The 23,375-nt window shown below is 38.8% G+C and carries 29 protein-coding genes and 1 pseudogene; 26 read left to right on the top strand and 4 right to left on the bottom strand.

The features are described 5' to 3' along the window. Positions 1 to 39 precede the first annotated feature (39 nt). From IYQ23_RS04480 to comGB, 8 genes and pseudogenes are all read left to right on the top strand, one after another. Positions 40 to 4,719 (top strand): antigen I/II family LPXTG-anchored adhesin, encoded by a 4,680-nt coding sequence (locus tag IYQ23_RS04480; protein WP_195674219.1) that lies wholly within the window; start codon positions 40 to 42, stop codon positions 4,717 to 4,719. Positions 4,720 to 4,902: 183 nt separating this feature from the next. Next, positions 4,903 to 5,585, top strand: a pseudogene (locus IYQ23_RS09685) (COG3942 and LysM peptidoglycan-binding domain-containing protein). Between the two features lie 150 nt (positions 5,586 to 5,735). After that, complete coding sequence (locus IYQ23_RS04470; RefSeq protein ID WP_003032280.1) at positions 5,736 to 6,266, top strand: FUSC family protein; 531 nt, start codon at positions 5,736 to 5,738, stop codon at positions 6,264 to 6,266. Between the two features lie 76 nt (positions 6,267 to 6,342). Further along, positions 6,343 to 6,702, top strand: a complete 360-nt coding sequence (locus IYQ23_RS04465) for a MerR family transcriptional regulator (protein ID WP_003028467.1) — start codon at positions 6,343 to 6,345, stop codon at positions 6,700 to 6,702. Positions 6,703 to 6,739: 37 nt separating this feature from the next. After that, on the top strand, positions 6,740 to 8,086 hold the full coding sequence (gene glnA, locus IYQ23_RS04460; protein ID WP_195674218.1) for a type I glutamate--ammonia ligase: 1,347 nt from the start codon (positions 6,740 to 6,742) through the stop codon (positions 8,084 to 8,086). 187 nt (positions 8,087 to 8,273) lie between these two features. Further along, positions 8,274 to 8,639: a DUF1033 family protein gene (locus IYQ23_RS04455; protein WP_195674217.1), complete on the top strand. Its 366-nt coding sequence runs from the start codon at positions 8,274 to 8,276 to the stop codon at positions 8,637 to 8,639. A 69-nt stretch (positions 8,640 to 8,708) separates the two neighbouring features. Continuing rightward, positions 8,709 to 9,650, top strand: coding sequence for a competence type IV pilus ATPase ComGA (gene comGA / locus IYQ23_RS04450; protein ID WP_195674216.1), 942 nt, complete (start codon positions 8,709 to 8,711; stop codon positions 9,648 to 9,650). Beyond that, positions 9,592 to 10,614 carry a competence type IV pilus assembly protein ComGB gene (gene comGB, locus IYQ23_RS04445; protein ID WP_267490120.1) on the top strand — a complete coding sequence of 341 codons (1,023 nt, stop codon included), beginning with the start codon at positions 9,592 to 9,594 and terminating at the stop codon, positions 10,612 to 10,614. Before comGA ends, comGB begins: the two co-directional genes overlap by 59 nt. 63 nt (positions 10,615 to 10,677) lie before the next feature. Here comGB and IYQ23_RS04440 read toward each other — a convergent pair whose 3' ends face one another. The 3 genes from IYQ23_RS04440 to IYQ23_RS04430 form a co-directional block, all read right to left on the bottom strand. Continuing rightward, positions 10,678 to 12,126 (bottom strand): recombinase family protein, encoded by a 1,449-nt coding sequence (locus IYQ23_RS04440; protein WP_195674214.1) that lies wholly within the window; start codon positions 12,124 to 12,126, stop codon positions 10,678 to 10,680. A 137-nt stretch (positions 12,127 to 12,263) separates the two neighbouring features. After that, complete coding sequence (locus tag IYQ23_RS04435; RefSeq protein ID WP_195674248.1) at positions 12,264 to 12,533, bottom strand: DUF4177 domain-containing protein; 270 nt, start codon at positions 12,531 to 12,533, stop codon at positions 12,264 to 12,266. Positions 12,534 to 12,701: 168 nt separating this feature from the next. Next, on the bottom strand, positions 12,702 to 13,448 hold the full coding sequence (locus IYQ23_RS04430) for a LexA family transcriptional regulator (RefSeq protein ID WP_195674213.1): 747 nt from the start codon (positions 13,446 to 13,448) through the stop codon (positions 12,702 to 12,704). A 170-nt stretch (positions 13,449 to 13,618) separates the two neighbouring features. Here IYQ23_RS04430 and IYQ23_RS04425 point away from each other — a divergent pair, with 170 nt between their 5' ends. Continuing rightward, the gene (locus IYQ23_RS04425) at positions 13,619 to 13,771 is read left to right on the top strand and encodes a hypothetical protein (protein ID WP_195674212.1); all 153 of its coding nucleotides are present in this window, start codon (positions 13,619 to 13,621) and stop codon (positions 13,769 to 13,771) included. Between the two features lie 318 nt (positions 13,772 to 14,089). On the opposite strand, the gene IYQ23_RS04420 is transcribed toward IYQ23_RS04425, so the two are convergent. Then, a complete protein-coding gene (locus IYQ23_RS04420) occupies positions 14,090 to 14,443 on the bottom strand; it encodes a hypothetical protein (RefSeq protein ID WP_195674211.1) in 354 nt (117 codons plus the stop codon). A gap of 148 nt (positions 14,444 to 14,591) precedes the next feature. On the opposite strand from IYQ23_RS04420, the gene IYQ23_RS04415 reads away from it, so the two are divergent. The 17 genes from IYQ23_RS04415 (at position 14,592) to IYQ23_RS04335 (ending at position 23,058) form a co-directional block, all read left to right on the top strand. Beyond that, entirely contained in the window at positions 14,592 to 14,768 is a 177-nt protein-coding gene (locus tag IYQ23_RS04415) for a helix-turn-helix domain-containing protein (RefSeq protein WP_195674210.1), read from the top strand. Next, positions 14,755 to 15,009: an XRE family transcriptional regulator gene (locus IYQ23_RS04410; protein WP_229311933.1), complete on the top strand. Its 255-nt coding sequence runs from the start codon at positions 14,755 to 14,757 to the stop codon at positions 15,007 to 15,009. Before IYQ23_RS04415 ends, IYQ23_RS04410 begins: the two co-directional genes overlap by 14 nt. 110 nt (positions 15,010 to 15,119) lie before the next feature. Continuing rightward, entirely contained in the window at positions 15,120 to 15,275 is a 156-nt protein-coding gene (locus IYQ23_RS04405) for a BOW99_gp33 family protein (protein ID WP_195674209.1), read from the top strand. A 1-nt stretch (position 15,276) separates the two neighbouring features. After that, positions 15,277 to 15,498 (top strand): hypothetical protein, encoded by a 222-nt coding sequence (locus tag IYQ23_RS04400; protein ID WP_195674208.1) that lies wholly within the window; start codon positions 15,277 to 15,279, stop codon positions 15,496 to 15,498. Between the two features lie 4 nt (positions 15,499 to 15,502). Further along, positions 15,503 to 15,766: a hypothetical protein gene (locus IYQ23_RS04395; protein ID WP_195674207.1), complete on the top strand. Its 264-nt coding sequence runs from the start codon at positions 15,503 to 15,505 to the stop codon at positions 15,764 to 15,766. Positions 15,767 to 15,769: 3 nt separating this feature from the next. After that, positions 15,770 to 15,955 (top strand): hypothetical protein, encoded by a 186-nt coding sequence (locus IYQ23_RS04390; protein WP_049476238.1) that lies wholly within the window; start codon positions 15,770 to 15,772, stop codon positions 15,953 to 15,955. A 239-nt stretch (positions 15,956 to 16,194) separates the two neighbouring features. Then, on the top strand, positions 16,195 to 16,776 hold the full coding sequence (locus IYQ23_RS04385; RefSeq protein ID WP_195674206.1) for an HNH endonuclease signature motif containing protein: 582 nt from the start codon (positions 16,195 to 16,197) through the stop codon (positions 16,774 to 16,776). Further along, positions 16,773 to 17,255, top strand: a complete 483-nt coding sequence (locus IYQ23_RS04380) for a siphovirus Gp157 family protein (protein WP_195674205.1) — start codon at positions 16,773 to 16,775, stop codon at positions 17,253 to 17,255. The genes IYQ23_RS04385 and IYQ23_RS04380 overlap by 4 nt, the downstream gene beginning before the upstream one ends. Further along, positions 17,255 to 17,620 (top strand): hypothetical protein, encoded by a 366-nt coding sequence (locus tag IYQ23_RS04375; protein ID WP_195674204.1) that lies wholly within the window; start codon positions 17,255 to 17,257, stop codon positions 17,618 to 17,620. The genes IYQ23_RS04380 and IYQ23_RS04375 overlap by 1 nt, the downstream gene beginning before the upstream one ends. After that, on the top strand, positions 17,617 to 18,084 hold the full coding sequence (locus IYQ23_RS04370) for a hypothetical protein (RefSeq protein ID WP_195674203.1): 468 nt from the start codon (positions 17,617 to 17,619) through the stop codon (positions 18,082 to 18,084). The genes IYQ23_RS04375 and IYQ23_RS04370 overlap by 4 nt, the downstream gene beginning before the upstream one ends. After that, the gene (locus IYQ23_RS04365) at positions 18,050 to 19,225 is read left to right on the top strand and encodes a DEAD/DEAH box helicase family protein (protein ID WP_195674202.1); all 1,176 of its coding nucleotides are present in this window, start codon (positions 18,050 to 18,052) and stop codon (positions 19,223 to 19,225) included. Before IYQ23_RS04370 ends, IYQ23_RS04365 begins: the two co-directional genes overlap by 35 nt. Before the next feature lie 10 nt (positions 19,226 to 19,235). Next, positions 19,236 to 19,451, top strand: a complete 216-nt coding sequence (locus IYQ23_RS04360; protein WP_195674201.1) for a hypothetical protein — start codon at positions 19,236 to 19,238, stop codon at positions 19,449 to 19,451. 11 nt (positions 19,452 to 19,462) lie between these two features. Further along, on the top strand, positions 19,463 to 19,777 hold the full coding sequence (locus IYQ23_RS09540; protein WP_229311932.1) for a hypothetical protein: 315 nt from the start codon (positions 19,463 to 19,465) through the stop codon (positions 19,775 to 19,777). Positions 19,778 to 19,788: 11 nt separating this feature from the next. After that, positions 19,789 to 20,472 (top strand): ERF family protein, encoded by a 684-nt coding sequence (locus IYQ23_RS04350; RefSeq protein WP_195674200.1) that lies wholly within the window; start codon positions 19,789 to 19,791, stop codon positions 20,470 to 20,472. Further along, positions 20,473 to 20,850, top strand: a complete 378-nt coding sequence (gene ssb / locus IYQ23_RS04345) for a single-stranded DNA-binding protein (protein ID WP_195674199.1) — start codon at positions 20,473 to 20,475, stop codon at positions 20,848 to 20,850. Between the two features lie 13 nt (positions 20,851 to 20,863). Beyond that, positions 20,864 to 21,673: a bifunctional DNA primase/polymerase gene (locus IYQ23_RS04340; protein WP_195674198.1), complete on the top strand. Its 810-nt coding sequence runs from the start codon at positions 20,864 to 20,866 to the stop codon at positions 21,671 to 21,673. After that, the gene (locus tag IYQ23_RS04335) at positions 21,670 to 23,058 is read left to right on the top strand and encodes a virulence-associated E family protein (protein ID WP_324253112.1); all 1,389 of its coding nucleotides are present in this window, start codon (positions 21,670 to 21,672) and stop codon (positions 23,056 to 23,058) included. Before IYQ23_RS04340 ends, IYQ23_RS04335 begins: the two co-directional genes overlap by 4 nt. Positions 23,059 to 23,375: the final 317 nt, after the last annotated feature.

The raw sequence follows: 23,375 nt of genomic DNA, 5'->3' as shown, positions 1-23,375 counted from the left end.
TAATTTGAACAATCTAATAATTTGAAAAAAGGAAGAAAAATGCAAAAGAGAGAAGTATTTGGTTTTCGTAAAAGTAAAATTAGCAAAACGCTTTGCGGTGCTGTTCTAGGGACCGTAGCAGCAGTCTCTATGGCAGGACAACATGTTTTTGCTGATGAAACGACAACAACGACAAGCAAAGTAGACACCACAGCTGTTGCTGGTACCCAAACGGGCAATCCAGCGACCAATTTGCCAGAGGCTCAAGGGAGTGCGAGTAAGGAAGCTGAACAAAGTCAAAACCAAGCTGGAGAGACAAATGGTTCAATACCAGTTGAAGTACCTAAAACTGATCTTGATCAAGCAGCAAAAGATGCTAAGTCTGCTGGTGTCAATGTTGTCCAAGATGCCGATGTTAATAAAGGAACTGTTAAAACAGCTGAAGAAGCAGTCCAAAAAGAAACTGAAATTAAAGAAGATTACACAAAACAGGCTGAGGATATTAAGAAGACAACAGATCAATATAAATCGGATGTAGCTGCTCATGAGGCAGAAGTTGCTAAAATCAAAGCTAAAAATCAGGCAACTAAAGAACAGTATGAAAAAGATATGGCAGCTCATAAAGCCGAGGTTGAACGCATTAATGCTGCAAATGCTGCCAGTAAAACAGCTTATGAAGCTAAATTGGCTCAATATCAAGCAGATTTAGCAGCCGTTCAAAAAACCAATGCTGCCAATCAAGCAGCCTATCAAAAAGCCCTTTCTGCTTATCAGGCTGAACTGAAACGTGTTCAGGAAGCTAATGCAGCCGCCAAAGCCGTTTATGATACTGCTGTAGCAGCAAATAATGCTAAAAATACAGAAATTGCCGCTGCCAATGAAGAAATTAGAAAACGCAATGCAACGGCCAAAGCTGAATATGAGACTAAGTTAGCTCAATATCAAGCTGAACTAAAGCGTGTTCAGGAAGCTAATGCCGCAAACGAAGCAGCCTATCAAGCTAAATTGACCGCCTATCAAACAGAGCTTGCTCGCGTTCAAAAAGCCAATGCGGATGCTAAAGCGACCTATGAAGCAGCTGTAGCAGCAAATAATGCCAAAAATGCGGCACTCACAGCTGAAAATACTGCAATTAAGCAACGCAATGAGAATGCTAAGGCGACTTATGAAGCTGCACTCAAGCAATATGAGGCCGATTTGGCAGCGGTGAAAAAAGCTAATGCTGCAAACGAAGCAGCCTATCAAGCTAAATTGACCGCCTATCAAACAGAGCTCGCTCGCGTTCAAAAAGCCAATGCGGATGCTAAAGCGGCCTATGAAGCAGCTGTAGCAGCAAATAATGCCGCAAATGCAGCGCTCACAGCTGAAAATACTGCAATTAAGAAGCGCAATGCGGATGCTAAAGCTGATTACGAAGCAAAACTTGCTAAGTATCAAGCAGATCTTGCCAAATATCAAAAAGATTTAGCAGACTATCCAGTTAAGTTAAAGGCATACGAAGATGAACAAGCTTCTATTAAAGCTGCACTGGCAGAGCTTGAAAAACATAAAAATGAAGACGGAAACTTAACAGAACCATCTGCTCAAAATTTGGTCTATGATCTTGAGCCAAATGCGAACTTATCTTTGACAACAGATGGGAAGTTCCTTAAGGCTTCTGCTGTGGATGATGCTTTTAGCAAAAGCACTTCAAAAGCAAAATATGACCAAAAAATTCTTCAATTAGATGATCTAGATATCACTAACTTAGAACAATCTAATGATGTTGCTTCTTCTATGGAGCTTTATGGGAATTTTGGTGATAAAGCTGGCTGGTCAACAACAGTAAGCAATAACTCACAGGTTAAATGGGGATCGGTACTTTTAGAGCGCGGTCAAAGCGCAACAGCTACATACACTAATCTGCAGAATTCTTATTACAATGGTAAAAAGATTTCTAAAATTGTCTATAAGTATACAGTGGATCCTAAGTCCAAGTTTCAAGGTCAAAAGGTTTGGTTAGGTATTTTTACCGATCCAACTTTAGGTGTTTTTGCTTCCGCTTATACAGGTCAAGTTGAAAAAAACACTTCTATTTTTATTAAAAATGAATTCACTTTCTATGACGAAGATGGAAAACCAATTAATTTTGATAATGCCCTTCTCTCAGTAGCTTCTCTTAACCGTGAACATAACTCTATTGAGATGGCTAAAGATTATAGTGGTAAATTTGTCAAAATCTCTGGTTCATCTATTGGTGAAAAGAATGGTATGATTTATGCTACAGATACTCTTAACTTTAAACAGGGTGAAGGCGGCTCTCGCTGGACTATGTATAAAAATAGTCAAGCTGGTTCAGGATGGGATAGTTCAGATGCGCTGAATTCTTGGTATGGAGCAGGGGCTATTAAAATGTCTGGTCCGAATAACCATGTTACTGTAGGAGCAACTTCTGCAACAAATGTGATGCCAGTTTCTGACATGCCTGTTGTTCCTGGTAAGGACAATACTGATGGCAAAAAACCAAATATTTGGTATTCTTTAAATGGTAAAATCCGTGCGGTTAATGTTCCTAAAGTTACCAAGGAAAAACCCACACCGCCGGTTAAACCAACGGCTCCAACTAAACCAACTTATGAAACAGAAAAGCCATTAAAACCGGCACCAGTAGCTCCAAATTATGAAAAGGAGCCAACGCCGCCGACAAGGACACCGGATCAAGCAGAGCCAAATAAACCCACACCGCCGACCTATGAAACAGAAAAGCCGTTGGAGCCAGCACCTGTTGAGCCAAACTATGAAGCAGAGCCAACGCCGCCGACAAGGACACCGGATCAAGCAGAGCCAAATAAACCCACACCGCCGACCTATGAAACAGAAAAGCCGTTGGAGCCAGCACCTGTTGAGCCAAACTATGAAGCAGAGCCAACGCCGCCGACACCAACACCAGATCAACCAGAACCAAACAAACCTGTTGAGCCAACTTATGAGGTTATTCCAACACCGCCGACTGATCCTGTTTATAAGAAGACGCCTCCGGCTCCGGCTGTACCGACTGTTCACTACCATTACTTTAAGTTAGCCGTACAGCCACAAGTCAATAAAGAAATCAAAAATAATAATGATGTAGATATTGATAAAACCTTAGTGGCGAAACAATCGACTGTTAAATTCCAATTGAAGACGGCTGATCTACCTGCTGGACGGGATAAGACGACTTCCTTTGTTTTGGTCGATCCATTACCCTCTGGCTATCAATTGAATCTTGAGGCAACGAAAGTAGCTAGTGCTGGCTTCGATGTTAGCTATGATTCAGCAACGAATACAGTAACCTTTAAAGCAACTGCACAAACTTTAGCTGCTTTTAATGCGGATCTGACCAAGTCAGTAGCAACGGTTTATCCGACCGTAGTGGGACAAGTCCTTAATGATGGTGCAACTTATAAGAATAACTTCACGCTGACAGTCAATGACGCTTATGGTATTAAGTCCAATATCGTTCGGGTGACAACACCGGGTAAACCAAATGATCCGGATAATCCAAGTAACAACTACATCAAACCAAGCAAGGTAAACAAGAACAAAGACGGTGTGGTGATTGATGGGAAGACTGTTCTTGCAGGATCAACCAACTATTATGAGCTGACTTGGGATTTGGATCAATACAAAGGAGATAAATCGTCAGCGGATACCATTCAAAAAGGGTTCTATTATGTTGATGATTATCCAGAAGAAGCACTGGATTTACGTCAGGATTTAGTGACGATGAAAGATGCTAATGGAAATCCTGTAACAGGTGTCAGCGTCGCTCATTATAAGAGTGTGGAGACTGCACCTCAAGCAGTTAAAGATATGCTTACCAAAGCCCGTATTCATCCTAAAGGTGCTTTCCAAGTCTTTACGGCAGATGATCCACAAGCGTTTTATGATACTTATGTTAAAACGGGCATCAATTTGACGCTTGTCTCTCCGATGGTGGTAAAAGCACAAATGGGTCAAACAGGTGGCAGCTATGAAAACCGAGCCTACCAAATTGACTTTGGCAATGGTTATGAATCCAATATTGTCACGAATAATGTTCCTAAAATTGATCCTAAAAAGGATGTCACTTTAACATTGGATCCCGCAGACACCAACAATGTGGATGGTCAAACACTTCCGTTAAATACAGTCTTTAATTACCGTTTAATCGGAGGTATCATTCCTTCTAATCATTCAGAAGAGCTCTTTGAATATAGTTTCTCTGATGATTATGATCAAACAGGCGATCAATATACTGGTCAGTATAAGGTCTTTGCCAAGGTTGATATGACTCTTAAAGATGGAACAGTTATCAAATCAGGTGATGATTTAACGAAGTATACGGAAGCAGAAGTTGATTCAGTTAAAGGGATCATTACGATTAAATTCAAGGAAGATTTCTTGCGTTCTGTTTCAGTTGATTCAGCCTTCCAAGCCGAAAGCTATGTCCAAATGAAACGGATTGCAGTTGGTACTTTTGAAAATACCTATGTAAATACAGTTAATGGTGTGACTTACGCATCTAATACAGTTCGTACAACGACACCAAAACCGAAAACTCCAACCCCATCAACCCCATCAACTCCAGCTAAACCGAAGCAGGCACTTCATGCTTTAGCTGTTCCAAGCCTTCCAAGAACAGGAACGAGTGTGAGCTATATGCCTTACTTGGGAGTAGCTGCATTGTTAAGTGTTTTAGGCTTAGGACAGTTAAAACGAAAAACAAAGGAGAATGACTAAGTTTTGGTCGGATTGACTTGAAATTTTCCGTTAATTTATGACTATTTTGATAAGGCTAAAAGATAGATTTTAAGTTTCTGTCTTTTAACCTTATTTTTTTGTAATTATTTTAAAATATAGGATTAAAATCTATGCAATAATTAGATAGTAATATAGAGTAGGAAATAGAAAAAGGAGAACGTTATGAAAGTCAGTCAATTATCTAAGCATCCCCATTTAGGCAAGTTCACAGTTGGGCTATCAGCAGCTGTTCTATTGTTGATGGTGAGTTAAAATACAACTAAAGCAGATACCTATACAGTTCAATATGGTGATTCATTTTATACTATTGCGACAAAATTTGGAATGAGTCCCTATGATTTAGCGGCAAAAAATGGAAAAACAATTTACGATACTATCCTTCCTGAAGATACGTTACAAGTAAATGGCCCAACGGCTACTACTGTTAATCAGACAAATGTAGTAGCACAACCAACTGCTACAAATGCAGGTCCAAGTTCTGATACAGAGGATGTGGTACTAAATACGCCTACAGCAACAGGAAACTCTTATCCAGTTGGTCAATGCACTTGGGGTGTAAAAATATTGGCACCTTGGGCTAGTAATTGGTGGGGAAATGCAAAAGATTGGGCTGCCAATGCTGATACTCAGGCTTTCGTATAGGAACAACTCCTCAAGTTGGAGCCATTGCTGTTTGGGATGGCGGTCAATTTGGACATGTAGCCTATGTAACAGCTGTGGCAAATAATCGCGCAATTCAAGTGCTGGAGTCAAATTACAAAGGTCAAAAACAAGTTAACAATTACCGTGGTTGGTTTGACCCTACAACATTTTATGGAAAGGTAACGTATATTTACCCTTATTGATAAACTTTTCCTATACATAGAAATCATTAAATAATGAAAGTGGACTAGTTAGTTGTTCCACTTTTTTTATTGGAAAAAGATAATTCCATAAGAAAGTTCATTATCTTTTCTCTAAAATATGTTAGAATAAAGGTAAAAGGAAATGCATGAATGGGTTATTTTAAGAAGTATAAGTTTGATAAGTCGAAATTTAAATTAGGAATGCGAACCTTTAAAACGGGGGTCGCGGTTTTTATTGTTCTTCTTATCTTTGGGCTTTTTGGTTGGAAAGGATTGCAGATCGGTGCTCTGACAGCTGTTTTCAGTTTGCGTGAAGATTTTGATAAGAGCGTCCATTTTGGAACCTCTCGTATTTTAGGAAATAGCATTGGTGGTTTGTATGCCTTGCTCTTCTTTCTCATCAATAACCTGTTTCATGAGCAGTTTTGGGTGACCTTACTGGTCGTTCCTATTTGTACGATGTTAACGATTATGACAAATGTTGCTATGAACAACAAAGCGGGAGTGATTGGTGGTGTCTCTGCCATGCTGATTATTACTTTATCTATTCCAACAGGAGAGACAGTTTTGTATGTATTTGCACGTGTCTTTGAGACTTTCATGGGGGTTTTCGTTGCCATGCTGGTCAATTCTGATGTGGATCGCTTGCGGAAAGTATTGAAATTAAAAAACGAAGAATAATGTTAGAAAATATAACATGGGTTCTTGACATAGAAATTTTTTCAGATTATAATAGAGCATGAGAAAGGAATTTGCAATGAAGGAAAAAGAATTTCGTCGCAATATGGCTGTTTTTCCCATTGGTAGCGTTATGAAATTGACGGATTTGACAGCACGTCAGATTCGTTATTATGAAGATCAAGAATTGATCAAGCCTGATCGAAATGAAGGAAATCGCCGCATGTATTCATTAAATGATATGGATCGCTTGTTGGAGATTAAAGATTACATTTCAGAAGGTTACAATATTGCTGCGATTAAGCGAAAATATGCCGAGCGCGAAGCGAAATACAAGAAGCCGGTGAGTGAGAAAGACGTTCGTCGAGCCCTTCATAAAGACATTTTACAACAAGGTCGCTTTGCTTCTTCCCTTCCACCATTTGGTCGTATGCATTGACCAATATCAATTTTTTAAATTTCATAAGGAGATACTCATGCCAATTACAGTAGCTGACATTCGTCGCGAAGTGAAAGAAAAAAATGTTACCTTTATCCGTTTGATGTTTTCGGATGTTTTAGGAACGATGAAAAACGTTGAAATTCCAGCGACTGATGAACAGCTGAATAAAGTTTTATCCAACAAAGTGATGTTCGATGGTTCTTCTATCGAAGGTTTTGTGCGTATCAATGAGTCAGATATGTACCTTTATCCTGACTTGGATACATGGACGGTTTTCCCTTGGGGAGACGAAAACGGAAGTGTCGCAGGACTGATTTGCGATGTCTATACGACGGAAGGAACGCCTTTTAAAGGGGATCCGCGTGGAAATTTGAAACGCGCTTTACGTCACATGGAAGAATTAGGATTCGAATCCTTTAATTTAGGTCCTGAGCCAGAATTTTTCTTATTTAAACTTGATGAGAATGGTGATCCAACTCTTGAGGTAAATGATAAGGGTGGCTATTTTGACCTTGCTCCGACTGACCTGGCTGACAATACTCGCCGTGAAATCGTTAATGTCCTTACAACAATGGGATTTGAAGTAGAAGCCAGTCACCATGAGGTAGCTATCGGTCAGCACGAAATTGACTTTAAATACGATGAAGTTCTCCGTGCCTGTGATAAGATTCAGTTGTTTAAGCTGGTTGTTAAGACAATTGCCCGCAAGCATGGTTTGTACGCTACTTTTATGGCAAAACCAAAATTTGGTATTGCTGGTTCAGGTATGCACTGTAACATGTCGCTCTTTAATCAAGACGGTCAGAATGCTTTCTTTGATCCAGAAGATCCAAATGGCATGCAATTATCAAAAACTGCCTATTATTTCCTTGGTGGTCTGATTAAACATGCTTACAATTATACAGCTATCATGAATCCGACTGTCAATTCTTACAAACGTTTGGTTCCTGGCTATGAAGCTCCTGTGTATATTGCTTGGGCAGGACGGAACCGTTCTCCGCTTGTTCGTGTGCCAGCTTCACGCGGTATGGGAACACGTTTGGAATTGCGCTCTGTTGACCCAATGGCTAATCCTTATATTGCTATGGCTGTTCTTCTTGAAGTTGGACTTCATGGGATTGAAAATAAAATTGAAGCACCTGCTCCGATTGAAGAAAATATCTATGTCATGACAGCAGAAGAGCGCAAAGAAGCGGGTATTACAGACCTTCCTTCTACTCTACATAATGCGGTGAAAGCACTGACAGAAGATGAAGTTGTAAAAGCTGCACTTGGGAACCATATTTATACAAGTTTTGTAGAAGCAAAACGCATCGAATGGGCAAGCTATGCCACTTTTGTTTCCCAATGGGAAGTAGACAACTATCTTGATTTGTATTAATAAATTGGGAGCGAGGCTTAGAAAAAGTCTCGTTTTCTTATCTGATGAATGAAAAAGTACTAATCAAAATAATGCCACTTTTTCTACATTTTTGAGCAAATGGCGAAAAACTTGTATAATAGAGCATATCTGTTTAAAAAATTTAGCATTTCCGATATAATAAACAGAACAAAGGGAGGTGAAGCAGGTGTATTGTGTGATTGAAATGTATGGCAAAGATGAGCCGTGGTGGTTTTTCGACGGCTGGGAAGCTAATATCGTATCAGTACAGCATTTTGATAACTATTATGCTGCTTTAAAATATTATAAACGCCAATGGCTGAAGTTGGTAGCTGCTTTTCCTTTCTATAAAAGTCGAAGTGATTTAATGTCCATTTTTTGGGATACAGAAGATTTGCGCTGGTGTGAAGAATGTAGTGATTCTGTCCAGCAATACCATTCTCTCGCTTTATTGGAAAATGATGGTGTCATTCCTAAAGAGAAATGGAGACCGGGCTATAATAAACAAAATAGTGAAGAAGAACATCGTGCCTGCTCTCTAACATTTAAATAATTTGCAAAATGGTGATTTTTTCACCATTTTTTATTTTCTTCTGCGAATAGTATAAAGTGAGGAGGAGATATGGTTCAAAACATTGCACAGGATATTATTTGCCGAGCTAAAAAAGAGCAGGCTCAGGACATTTATTTTGTTCCAAGGGAAAATATGTATGAGCTATACATGCGAATTGGCGATGAACGGCGCTTTATCCAACAGTATGCATTTGAAAAGATGGCAGCAGTAATTAGTCATTTCAAGTTTACCGCTGGGATGAATGTCGGCGAAAAACGTAGAAGCCAGCTAGGATCTTGTGATTATCAATATGGTGATAAGAAAACGTCATTACGACTGTCAACAGTGGGGGATTATCGCGGATATGAAAGTCTAGTGATTCGTCTATTGCATGATGAAGAAGCAGAGTTGAAGTTTTGGTATACTCAGATTCCAGAGCTGAAAGAACGTTTCAAACAGCGAGGACTTTACCTTTTTTCAGGACCGGTAGGAAGTGGTAAAACTACTCTCATGCACCAGTTGGCTCAAGAGCGTTTTGCCGATCAGCAAATCATGTCCATTGAAGACCCTGTTGAAATCAAGCAGTCTGGCATGTTACAGCTGCAACTGAACGAAGCGATTGGTTTAACTTATGAAAGTTTGATTAAACTTTCTCTTCGGCATCGACCAGATTTATTGATTATCGGAGAGATTCGTGATGCGGAGACAGCACGGGCAGTTGTTCGAGCTAGCTTGACAGGAGTGACTGTCTTTTCAACCATTCATGCAAAAAGCGTACGAGGTGTTTATGAACGGTTGCTAGAATTGGGAGTGACAGAAGCAGAGCTGAAAATTGTTTTGCAAGGAATTTGCTACCAACGGTTAATTGCAAAAGGAGGAATAGTGGATTTTGTCAGTGAAAGGTATCAAGAACACGAGCCAATCGATTGGAATAGGCAGATTGATCAGCTTCATGCAGCAGGACATATCAATCTTGAACAAGCAGAATCGGAAAAAATTATCCACGGTTAAGCAGAAAAAGGTCGTAGAGTTGCTGAATAATCTTTTTTCTAGCGGCTTTCATTTAGCAGAAATTATCGACTTTTTGAAGCGAAGTTCCTTGTTAGAAGAAGTCTATGTGGACAGGATGAAAGAGGGTTTAGCAACAGGAAAACCTTTTTCAGAAATTATGGCTAGTTTAGGATTTTCAGATAATGTGGTAACACAACTTTCGCTGGCAGAATTACACGGAAATCTCTCACTCAGTCTGAGTAAGATTGAGGAATACTTGGAAAATGTCTCAAAAATTAAGAAAAAGTTGGTTGAAGTGGCGACTTATCCCTTTATTTTGTTTGTTTTTTTGATATTCATTATGCTGGGATTACGTAATTATTTACTCCCGCAACTCGATCGTCAAAATGTAGCAACGCAGATTATCAGTAATTTGCCGCAACTTTTTCTGGGTTCATTAGGGGTAGTCTTTGTTTTGTTAGCGATAGGTTTTTATTGGTTTCAAAAAAGCTCAAAAATAACAACATTTGGTTTGTTGGCTCGACTTCCTTTTTTTGGCACTTTTATTCAAACCTATTTGACAGCTTATTATGCGAGAGAATGGGGAAATATGATTGGTCAAGGTTTAGAACTCAGTCATATTTTTCAGATGATGCAAGGGCAACGCTCTGCTATGTTTCAAGAAATTGGAAAAGATTTAGAAGTTGCGCTGCAAAATGGCCAGGAATTTTCACAAGTAGTGAAATATTATCCATTTTTTAAAAAGGAATTAGGCTTGATAATTGAATACGGTGAAGTGAAATCCAAATTGGGACGTGAATTAGAAGTTTATGCTCAAAAAACATGGGAGACATTTTTTAAACGTGTTCATCAGGCGATGAATGTTATTCAGCCACTAGTGTTTGTCTTTGTGGCCTTGATGATTGTATTATTATATGCAGCCATGTTGCTGCCAATTTATCAAAATATGGAGGTTCAATTATGAAAAAAATAAAAAGTTTGAAGGTTAAAGCTTTTACTTTAGTAGAAATGAAAGATAGTAAAATTGTTAAATTTTCCATTTGATAACAATGTCCTCAGACGTTACACGAACCTTGGTAATTAAGGCTCTGACTATTACTTTTTGCTGTTCGTAGTCCATGCTGAGAATATCTTCAGTATCCAATGTCTCTCTCATACTTTCTTTTCGCTCTTGCCGCTTTAATACAGGGTCATTTTCTAGCTCAGCCTCTAGCATTGCTCTCATAAGTGTAAATTCAGCAGACCTTTTTTGTAGTTCCTCTAGCGTGATACGGTCGTCTATATAGAGGTCATTCAATCTACTTAATTTTTTAGTTAGCTCATCTATTTGCTTTTGGTAGTTGTCACGATCTATGTTTGTTTCCTCATTGTCAGAAAACAACTCATCAAGGTAGCTAGTGTCATTTTGCAATTTGCTGAGTTGGTGGAGCACGTTTTCCTCGACGTCTGCTTTTTCATAAAAACGTGAGTCACATTTTTTGTTATCGTTGTAGATTGTCACGCCTTTTGTTGTCCTAGGAAACCTATTTTTACACTGATAGCGGATGTTACGGCTACCGTCTTTACGTTTAGTTCCTAGTGTAATTTGTAGTGGTGCTCCACAGTAGCCACATTGAGCTATACCTGACAACATATATTTGGCTCGAAAAGGTCTAGGGTTGTTCGAGAACTCAGCAGCAGCTATCTGCCTTATTTTGAGCTCTTCCTGAGTTTTGTTATAAATTTCCTCGGAGATAATAGGCTCGTGGTTGCCAGGGTAGATTCGCCCTTTGTACTGATTGTAGCCACAGTAGACAGGATTTGCTAGTATACCTCTAATAATTCTATAGTGCCAAGCAGGTTCTTTAGGATATTTTTCATTGATTCTGTCTCTTAATTTTGTGATTGACATCCCTTCAAGATATGAGTTAAAGATGTATCTTATAACGATTGCCTCAAACTCATTGATAGTCATCGTCCCTGTCTTTTTATGATAATCATATCCGTAGGAGGTTCTAGCCCACATCATGGACTTACCAGACTTAGCACGACCGATTTTTCCAAGCATTAAGCGTTCTTTAATTTGTTCTCTTTCTAATTGAGCAAACACACTCAAAATCCCAATCATTGCCTTTCCAAATGGTGTAGAAGTATCAAAGTTCTCTAGTAGGCTGACAAAGTCTATTTTATTTTCTAAAAAGATGTCCTCAATCAAGTACAAGGTATCTTTTTGACTACGGCTTAGCCTATCTAGCTTATAAACCAACACGGTGTCAAAGAGCTGTTTTTTAGCGTCTTTGATAAGCTGTTCCAGTGCAGGGCGGTGAATGTTTGAGCCGGTAAAGCCACCGTCTGTATAGATATTGTAGACGCTCCAGTCTTTAATTTTGCAATAACTAGAGAGTTTGTCTTTTTGCTCATCGATTGAATATCCTTCCTCAACTTGGTTTGTTGTCGACACTCTAACGTATATTGCCACCTTATTTGTTGTAATCATTGTTTTTGTACCTCTTTTCTGGTAAAATAGGTACAAGAAAAGACTTCATGAGAGAATAACTCCATGAAAATATTTTCTTGCATTCTTGCCCTACACTCTGAGTCGCCAAACTTTGAGAGTGTAGGGTTTTTTGTTTATTAAATAATCTTTTCAAACACCATAGTAGCTTGAATGCGATCGCCACCACCTAATCCTTTGCTACCACCGTTAGCAGTTGAAATGGTATGAAGACGATAGCCTTTAGCCACTTGCTTGTTAATGACATCTTCTAGTTCGGTTAGATTTCCTGAACCAGTGCCAAAGAATTTTTCCTTTAGTGTAACTTGGAGAACTACGTAATTCAACCCTTTTATTCCAGAAGCGTTCGAGAATGAACCTTCTTGCTTCATATTGTCAAACAATCCCATATTATTTCCTTTTCTTTCTTGTTCATTATTTACAACATTATTCAAAACTGTTTTTACGGAGCGCTCTTCAATTTCAGCTGCCAATTTGGGATTATTTTTGGACTGAAGATACTCTCCGATATTTTTTGATTTTATAAACCCTTTAACTCCCATTTTTATTTTTCCTTTCTAATCTTCCCTATAAAAATTAACCACTTCACCAATAATCCGAAAATCGCTGTCGGCGTCTATTGGTATGTCATCATAATCGCTATTGAAACTGTGCAGAAACGCCCCGTCTTCGTTGATGATTAACTGCTTAATATAAGCGTCTCCGTAGTACTCAAATACTCCAATATCGCCATCTGACAAGTCTACGGATAGTCTGATAAAAACATAATCTCCTGAATGATATTCGGGTTCCATAGAGTCACCATAAATGGGGATTACAAAGTCTGCTTTAACATCAATAGGGAGCTGAACTTGTTCAACTTTTACATCATTTAGATATTGCCCAGTGCCTGCAGAGGCAGGTTGGTCGTAGTAGTCGTATGAATATAATTTAGGGAGTTGAGCAATATCACTTTGTTTTTTATTTTTTTCTTGTTTTTGCTCGTCTAACTGCGTTTTAGCTGTGTCTAGTACAATTACCCTGCGGGGTTCTTCAAGCTTCTCTACAGTCTCAGAAATAGCTCTGGCAGTGTCTGAGACTGGTGGAGATATAGTAGAGATTGACAAAGCTTTGTCGAATAATTGCTGAGGCTCTACATCTAGAGCTTTCGCATATTTTCTAATATCTGTTTCATCTAATTGTCTATTTCCATTCTCATGATTGGAAATAGTGTTCTGCTTGAAACCTGTTAACTCAGCCAATTGATTTTGCGTCATTTTTTTGGACTTTCGTATTTCTTTTATAGAATTACCCAAAATATTCATATCGCGACTCCTTCCTTTTTTTGTTTCTACATATAATATACCACAACGAGATAAAAAAATAAATAAAAAAATCTCAAAAAGTGATAAAAAAACGTTGACAAATATCTCAATATGAGATATAATATAATCAAGGTCAAAGAAATGACCAATTAAAAACAGGAGGTATATAGATGAGCGATTTGGACTCATGGCTTGCAAGAACAAGCGTAGCCGTTGGGCTGGCAGTAGCCATCTCAAAAGAAGCCCGCTCTTGGTACGTAGTACACAAAGAGCAAAATAAAAAAGCGAAAAACGCCCGAAAATACCCAACACGGAAACGTTAATCGCTAGCTAGTCAGAGAGGGCGTAAGCCTTCTCTAAGGACTAGTATAAACCAAAAAGGAGGAAAATGCAATGTTTAAATTGGTCTTTGCAGTTGTTGTCACAGCGCTAATCGTTCTCTATGCTGGAGATAAACGGAAAAAGTAGAAACGAGGTGAGGTACATGAAGCAGGAAGTATCAAGAGAAGAATTCCTAGAATCGTTGATTGAGATTTATGAACATATTGTTTCAGAACAGGCAAAATTAAATAGGCAGCTTATTGATTATTTAAAACAGCAAAAAGAGTCTATTGTGGTAACAATAGACTCTAAAGAATTAGCTAATCAGCTGAATTCTGTTGACCAAAAGAATATTTCCCAAGTGAAACACCAAGAATCTGGTCAATAAACAAACAGACAAAAGGCATTTTGAATTTTTGATGAGATGTTGTAATGAGAGTTACATCTACCAAAAAAATAGCTCTTGGATTATTTTCGTCAGGAATTGACTTTCGGATTTTTTTGAAATTTTCAAAAAAAGGCTCTAGATATTCATACTCTTTATCTTTTTCTCCAGAATAGAAATTTCCAAAGTAGTTACCGACTGGTGTTACAACGACTAATTCATGGTTGGTTAGTTTTGCAGTAGCATCCATGAAACTTAACATATCATATTTATAAAGATTATCAGACATGAGTTTTATCTCCTTTCATTTAGATTTGAATAAAAGAGTGTAAAGGTTTTATTCATAAAATGATTATATCAAAATATAAAACAAAACGCAATATATAGTAATAACAATATATCGAAATACAATATATTGTGGAGAAAGAGGGATAAACATGTGGAAAAAATTAAAGCATTTGTTAGTTGAAAAAGGAATGACTCAAAAGCAATTGGCAGAAAAAGCGAATATCAGCCCGAATACGATTCAGAACATAAGAAACGAGAGGATTTCTTTTAAAAACATGCAAAAAATAGCTAACGCATTAGATGTCAGCTTAGATGAATTTAGATAAGGATGTGAAGAGTGTGACGAAAAAACAGCGTTTAAAAAAGCAATTTTTAGAACCAAAAAAGCGACTACGTGCTGAGCGGTTAAAGCGCGAATATACAGAAACGTATATGGCAGATTTAATCGGTTTAAAAAATCGTAAAGGTTATTCTGAAAAAGAAGACGGATTGCAGCCATTTAAGGATTATGAAATGGCTATAATTTCTCGAAAATTTGGCATTTCTGAAGCAGAATTATTTTTTTAAAGCGAAATATCTCATTTTGAGATTGTATAAATTTAAAGAAAGCAAAAGCCCCTCAGGAGCAGCAACTCCATTGAGGGACTAAGTAAAAATACTTATGAGGTAATTATATCATGGTTAAAGAAGTAAAGAAATGGGAGCCACGCATAGTAAACATTATGGCAGATGGTTCTCAAGTTGATGACCTAACAGGCTATGTTATCCCAGCGGGTCATGCCTACTACAACATTATCAGAGGCTTTTACAAACACAATCTACGGAGGGAATAACATGCAAAATTACGAACAAATGCGCTTGATAATGAACTGGGAGCGCGATAATTGGAAGCTAGGTAACTGCTACAAGAATGCGCTGGCTAAAAAATCAATCAGTGCAGTGCGAAATGAACTGGCTGAGCTGAAAAAATCAGCTAAAGGAGTATCGTTTTCGGTCGCACCAAAAGGCGGGAAACGGATTGGCGGTGACAAAATTGTGACTTTTAAGAAAGGATGAAAAGATGAGTCTTAAAAATCTCAAAGAACTAACTTTTTTTCAAACTGTAGTTATCATTTTGCTAATTGCTGCAGGAGTGCAGGTTGTTGATAAGCAGAACCAGCAAATTAAGGAGTTGCAAGAACAGGTCCAGAACAATCTTGACAGCATTAGAGTGCAGTCAAGCACGAATCAACGTCAAGATGTGATGATTAACAAGTTTAATCAGATGTACTACGAATACCAGCATAAAAAAATAACAGGGAGAGATGATTTCCCGGGAGGATAGAAAATGAAAATTGAGATGATGTTAGGAATAGCTCTGTTAATCAGCATTGGTATTTTAATAACGAGCATAACAATCAATGCAGCGATTATCAACCGTTTGAGAGAAAAAAATCGTTATTATCGCAGCGCGAAGTATCGTCACAAAATGTTTGAACAAGAATTGATTTTGCGTAATAAAATTGAAAAATGAGGTGACAAAGTAAATGACTAAGAATAAACTTTCAGACCTAAACGACCATCTCTTCATGACCTTGGAGCGATTAGGTGACGAAGATCTAAGTAACGAAGAACTTGAAAAATAAATCGAGCGTAGCAAAGCTATTTCTACTGTAGCAGGTAAAATCATAGATAATGCGCGTCTGGTCCTAGATGCGCAAAAAACTGCCGCTGAATATAACGGAAAGCGAACCGTAAATTTGGAGTTGCTTAATGGCTAAATTACTCACAACTGAACAGCATAACTATCTTGTTGCTATTCAAAAAGGGAAGACGGCTAAGGAAATTGTTAGGCTAATGAATACTAAGTTTGGCTTGTCATTGATTGCTAAGCAAATTAAAACATACAGACAAAACCATGGTTTGCATTCAGGATTAACGGGACGCTTTCCAAAAGGGCACGTTCCGTATAATAAGGGCAAGAAATTACCTGGTATGCGAAATAGCGGCCAATTTCAGAAAGGACATTCTCCGAAGAATTGGACGCCTGTTGGATCAATCAGATATACAACCGACGGCTACCCAAAAATCAAGGTTGCTGAACCAAATGTTTGGGAATCGCTCCACAGAAAGACTTGGGCTGACCACCATGGACCAATTCCTAAAGGTCATTCAGTAGTCTTCTTGGATGGCGACAAGACAAATTATGATATTTCAAATCTGGCTTGCTTATCCCGAAACGAGATTGCTAGAATGAATCAAAATCACTTGTTTTCGTCCGATGCTGAATTGACTAAAACAGGAATCGGACTCACAAAACTAACAAACAAAATCAGAGAGGTAGAAAAACAATGAGTACATTGTACGAATTAACCGGTCAATATCTAGCTATTTATGAAATGGATATTGACGACGAAACCAAGCAAGATACACTAGCCAGTATGGATTGGGAAGATGACTTTGTCAATAAGGCGGAGGGTTATGCTAAGGTTATCAAAAACCTAGAAGCTGACTTGCCTGGATTAGACGAAGAAATCAAGCGTCTACAAAATCGCAAAAGTGCATTAAAAAACAAAATTGATACCTTAAAAACAAACTTACAAACGGCTATGGAAGTGACAGGAAATGAACGTATCAAAACAAGTTTATTTTCAATCGCAGTCCAGAACTCCAGAGCGAGCGTTATTGTGGACGAAGAAAAGTTACCTAAAAAATACCTCGTCAAAAAAGTTACCGTATCGCCTGACAAAAAAAGCTTATACGAGTTGCTAAACGAAGGTAAGAAAATCAAGGGTGCAGCTTTGCAAGAAAATAGAAGTTTGAGGATTCGATAATGGGATTAGTAAATAAAACAAGGATTACGGATAATCTAGCGGTTATTATTGGCAATCAGCATATTGACGTGATCGCAACGGAAGACTTCCCGTTTGATGTGCAAATCCGCTTTATCAAGACAGATGATGCCCAGCTTGATGATGGTTCAGGCAAGAAAGTGTTTACTCCTGAATATCAAATGGCATTTGCGGCTGCATATAAGGGCAAGAGTGCATTTTTTAGCAACACAGAAGATATTAAATCTTTTACGAAGCAGCTAAAAGAAATCAAGGAATTGTTTGAATTTGCAACGCTGAACAAGCAAACTTGGTTTGATACCGCTTCGTTTGACGGCGTGCTGTCGCAAAAGGTAGGCTCGCTATGAGGATCTTGTCAATTGATCCAAGCTCTAATCGAATTGAAACCAGTACGACAGGAATTGTCTTGTTAGATAATGCAAAACTAGTCGACTATTGGGTAGTGCCGTTTGGCGCTAAGAATTTCAAACGATGGTTTGATGAGACTGGAAAACTGGTCGATTTTGACCAGGTTGTTGTCGAAAAATACGAAGCTAGGGACAATGATTATTCAAGAGATAACTCTGTCTTAGAGACTATAGCTGCTATTGAATTGTGTTATCCGAATTTAATTCTGCAACGCAATGCAGGTTATCAATCGGATATTCCAAACGAATTATTAAAAGCTTTAAACTTGTGGAAGTTTGAAAAGAGTCACCACAATGACGTAAGGGCCGCAGCAAGACTAGGCTTATTCTATGCTATGAGAAATGACATTGAGGAGGTGATTAAGGACATTGGCAGAATTGCAACTAAGGAAATGGCAAGCTGAAGCTGTCAGACGAAGTGATAAAATCACAAACGGCATTTTCCTTGAGGCGTTGGGAGGCAGGGGCAAAACTATTTGTGCTTTAGCGATTGCCAAACACAAGAAAGCCAAGAAAGTGATTATCACGAATAACCGATTGGCAATCCTGAATGGCTGGGTAGAATCTATCGAAAAAATAGGATTGAAAGATATTGAATTTGACATTGTGACAGATCGAACGCTGCAGAATCGAGTTAAAAAAGGTGAGAAGCTTGATTGCGATGTGCTTATCATTGACGAGTGGCAGAACATGTCGAGTGATGCCAACTATAAGATGTACAAAAAAATCAAGCGCAGTTATACAATCGGACTATCGGCCACACCTATCAGAAAAAAGGGTCAGAATTTCTATCCTTTGGAAAAAACGGTATTTGGCTGGGCTACGCCAAATAATAAATTTGATTGGCAAAAAGCTCACGGAGAAATGGAATACGACCGTTTTTCCTACTCAAAAGAGAAGTGGAAGGACTTCCGAAGCTATGAGCGGTATGTCTCTAATCTACCAAATTTCTTCCGCTGGGAAGAGATTGAGGAGATTGAAGAAGCAGAAGAAAACAATGGCTTTGAGGTCATCTTTGAGCCTGTCTGGTGCTTGACTGCTAATCCGGAAGAATTGGAACAGTTTAGAAAGCTGAACATTGTCGGAAAAGATGGCAAGTACGCCATGGCCAAACAGACATTTGGCCGAAAGACTTTTGAACGATATTTAATCCAGACAGGTTTTGAGGTTGACTTTCCAAAATTGAAAGCAGTTAATGCAGACACTCCAATGCTACTGCAATTGGATCTTCTGCTGGCTAGTAAGACAGAAATGTTGATAGTCAGCAAATCCAAGCAGATTGTAGAGGTTATTCGAGAACGTCATCCAGAAATTGGTATTTGGACAGGAGATAGGAAGGACTCTCTTGAACAGACAAACGTTGTAGCTACGAGCCAGGTGTTGGGTGTGGGTGTGGATGGTCTACAACATAAATTTAAGACTATTGTAATTTTAGATCCTGTCAGTCCGTCTGACGGAGATTATGACGATTATCGCCAGCTTTTATGGCGAGTAACAGGCAGCCGTCAACAGCATGATGTGCGTGTCATTGAATTTTATTTCTAAGGAGAAACGAATGCGAATTAAAAAAATTATCAGTCAATACCGAAGAGATTTCACAGCAGAATATGAGTGTGAACATTGTGGCTTCATGAAAATTGATAGCGGATATGATGACGCAAACTATCATAATAACGTGGTCCCAAATATGGAATGCGAGAAATGTGGAAAGAAAGCAGAATCTAACTACAGACCTCTTGCTCCAAAATACCCAGAAGGTTATCAAATTTAAGGAGAATCAAAATGAAAATGAATCAAGAATTTATTGTATTGCGTAGAAAAGAAACAGGGTCTTTCTTAAAATTGTTTAAGGATCGCGGAACATTAGCCTACCAAGCAGATTACACGGATAATCTTGCCAACGCTTTGTTCATGTCTCTCGAAAAATACGAAGAAGACAAAATGCAATTCAAAAGCATGGCTAAAATGTTTGGTTGTGAAGTTGTCAAAGTTAAAGCTGAGTATGAATTAACTTATCCAAACGGTAGCGAAGTTCGAGAGATTGAAAAGCAGCCTGATAAGCTTACTCGTGATTTTTTGAGAGGGTTGTTTGACTAAAAGGAGTTAACATGGGAAAAATATTTGGAGTATTGCAGTCAATCCAAAGTGAGTTGGTTGCTCCAAAGGGTCAATATAACTCTTTCGGAAAATACAATTATCGAAGTGCAGAGGATATCCTAGAAGCTCTAAAACCGATTTTAAAAAAGCATAAGGCGGCAATCACTATGAGTGATGATATCGTCTATATCGAGGGGCGCCATTATGTTGAGGCTTCTGTCACACTCTACGCTGAAGGTGAGGCTATCGGATCTAAAGCATTAGCGCGTGAAGAAGAAACAAAAAAAAAGATGGACGGCAGCCAAATAACAGGTACAGCATCCAGCTATGCGCGTAAGTACGCTTTGAATGGTTTATTTGCTATTGATGACAACAAGGATCCTGACACAGATGAATACGCTGAACAGACAGATCAAAAATCTACAAACAAAGCGGCAAGTAAGTCAGCGGCTAAATCAAATGAAAGTGCTAAAAAGCCAACTAATGATAAGAAATTCATCACAGGCGCTCAGGCTAAGAAGTTGCGTGAGGATATCAAATATATTGCAGAATCAACTAATGCACCAGTTATTACCATTGGAAAATGGTTCGTTGGTCTGATGGGAGTTGAGAAAATTGAACAGATACCAGTTGGTCAGTTGAAGACCGCTCAACAGTTGATTGAAGAAACGAAAAAAGTGAAAGGAATTGAATAAATGATAAATAACGTTGTACTTGTGGGTCGGATGACCCGAGATGCCGAACTTCGCTATACGCCGCAAAATCAAGCGGTCGCAACTTTTACTCTTGCTGTTAATCGCAACTTTAAAAATCAAAGTGGCGAGAGAGAAGCAGACTTTATTAATGTTGTAATTTGGCGCCAACAGGCAGAAAATCTTGCAAATTGGGCTAAAAAAGGAGCTCTTATCGGAATTACCGGTCGTATTCAGACGCGTAACTACGAAAATCAGCAAGGTCAACGTGTCTATGTGACAGAAGTCGTAGCGGAAAACTTCCAAATTTTGGAAAGTCGCAATCAACAAAATAACAATAGCAATCCGATGGATATATCGGATGATGATCTGCCATTCTAACGGGAGGTACTAGATGGGAATGAAAGAACATGCCTTAGCTTATCAGAAAAAGGGATTTTCGGTTATTCCTATTAGTCCAACTAGCAAGAAACCGATGATTGCTTTTGCAGATAAGCCGGCCATGACTGCGCAGGAAATAGAGGATTTTTGGTCGCAGTATCCTGATGCTAATATTGCAGTTCGGACAGATAAGTTTTTTGTCATCGACATTGATTTACACGGTAAACATAATGGCTTTGAATCTTTAAAGAATTGGGAACATCTGAACTTGATAACGCCAACGCTGCAAGCTCGAACTGCTAGCGGGGGTAAACACATCTTCTATTTCAAACATCCGGATGTTTCCATGAGCCAAATGATTGGCTTTCTACCTGGTGTTGATGTCAAAGCTCATCCTAATAACTATGTATTAGTCGCTCCATCGAAAACAAAAAAAGGGAAATATGAGTGGGACGTTGATAAATCAAAAGAGGGCGGCACGATGGTCACGGCCAGCAGGGCGCTGGTCATGGCTATCAAATCGGAATACTTAAAAAAGAACAAGGTCAATGATCTGGATCAGTTACGCTATCAAAATTATTCAAACAGAAAACGCAATAGAACAACAGAGCTATTTGAAATGATTGCGATTGGATTTGGTGGTGAGGGAACCAGAAACGATACCTTGGCCAAATTCACGGGCGGTTTGCTGTCTAGGCATGTAGAAGCAGAGTTTGTTCTGCAGTTGGCTCAGATAGCAAACAATAACAGTCTGGATCCGCTACCTGATAAAGAACTTGAGCGGACGGTGATGAGTATGATTAATAAAGACATGAGGAGGTGAGTATCATTGGTGAGATTTTAAAAATGTCCATGGCTCAATTTAAGCGGACGAAGAAAAAGATTGTCAATGACCAGGGCGAGAAAGAAGAAATTGATGTAATCGTCTCAGACAGTCCGCGAAATGTGCTGCTAGCTCTCAAGAGTGACACGCGCCTCAATGACTTTTTAAGGCATAATTCCTTTTCTCAAGAACACGAGATTGTGGCCGACATCAAGCTTGATAATGTCGAACTTCCAAAAGGTGAATTACCTGGGAATTTTGAAGCGGTGCTTAGTGTTTATCTTGAGAATCATTTTGGGGTTGTCTTTAAACGTCAAGCCTTATCAGACGGGATTGCAACATTCTTTGCAGAAAAATCCTATAATCCAGTTTCTGAATACATGGAACGTGCTTATCAGCAGTGGGACCACAAGGAGCGATTGAACCAGGTTTTTCAAACTTGGCTAGGTGCAGAAGACGATATTAATGTTTCAAGGATCGCAACGATGTTCTTTGTCGGCGCGGTGGCCAAAGTTTTCACTCCTGGCGTTAAATTTGACTACGTACTAGACTTGGTCGGTGGCCAAGGAACAGGAAAGACAACTTTTCTGCAAAAGATAGGAATGGACTGGTACACAGATTCTGTTAAAGATTTCTTTGATAAGGATAATTATGAGATTATGCTTAAGTCCTTAATCGTTAATGACGACGAGATGATTGCATCAAGAAAGACCACCTTTGCAGAATTAAAGGCCTTTGTCACGAAAACGGATTTGCGTTTTCGGAAAGCATACGGCCGGAGATCGGAGAAATTTCCTAAGAACTTCGTGATTGCTAGGACCAGCAACGAGGTTGAATATCTAAGGGACAAAACCGGTGAACGTCGATTCCTGCCAGTATTGGTTCATGCAGATAATCAATTTATGCGGCCATTTGATATGACGGAAGAAGATGTTCTTCAACTTTGGGGCGAGGCTGTGGCTCTATACAAAAAAGGCTTTAGTCTGACTTTCGATGAAGAGGTTGAGCAGGAGCTGAAAGCCTATAAAGAGCAGTTTGCTTACAAGGACGAGGAAGAAGAGCAAATCTATGAATATCTGGATATGTTGGTTCCGTCCAACTGGTCGGATATGTCTATGGTGCAGCGGCATCAATTTACCTACTCTTATTTCAATAATCAAATCTATCGTGATGAGGTCGGTAATCCAGTACACGGAGTGGTGCTGCAGGAAGCAGTCTCTACTAGGGACATTTTAAAGAATGTCTTTGATGTAGATACGGCACGAGGAAGTAAGTTGGCCAAGAAAATCAAGTTGATGATGGATAATGATGGTGATTGGGAATATGCGAATCGTCGTTTAAGTGGTAAAACACAACGTGGATATTTTCGTAAAAATATGCAATAAAGTAAATGTTGCATCTCTTGCTTGTAATGTTGCAAAATAGGGCTACTGCAACATTACGCAACATTACCGCAACATTATTAATGTTGCACCCATTGAGGTCAAGTGTATCAAGGCTTAAGGTGGAGTTTTTTACGAATTTCAAAAAAATGAAATGTTGCACCCTCTAGCCCTTGATATAACTGGTCTTATAGATGATTAAATAGTTAATGCAACATTAATATTAAATAAAAAGAGTATATAAAAATAAGAATAGCTACAAAGCCTATTATAGAGCCATTCTTGTTTTATATAAAATAAAAGTTTTGAAAGTAAATGTT

The organism is Streptococcus sp. HF-100, from assembly GCF_015594635.1.
In the GTDB taxonomy this organism is placed as follows: domain Bacteria; phylum Bacillota; class Bacilli; order Lactobacillales; family Streptococcaceae; genus Streptococcus; species Streptococcus vaginalis.
Note: the sequence above shows the minus strand (reverse complement) of the source record. Positions and strands in the feature narration are given on the sequence as shown.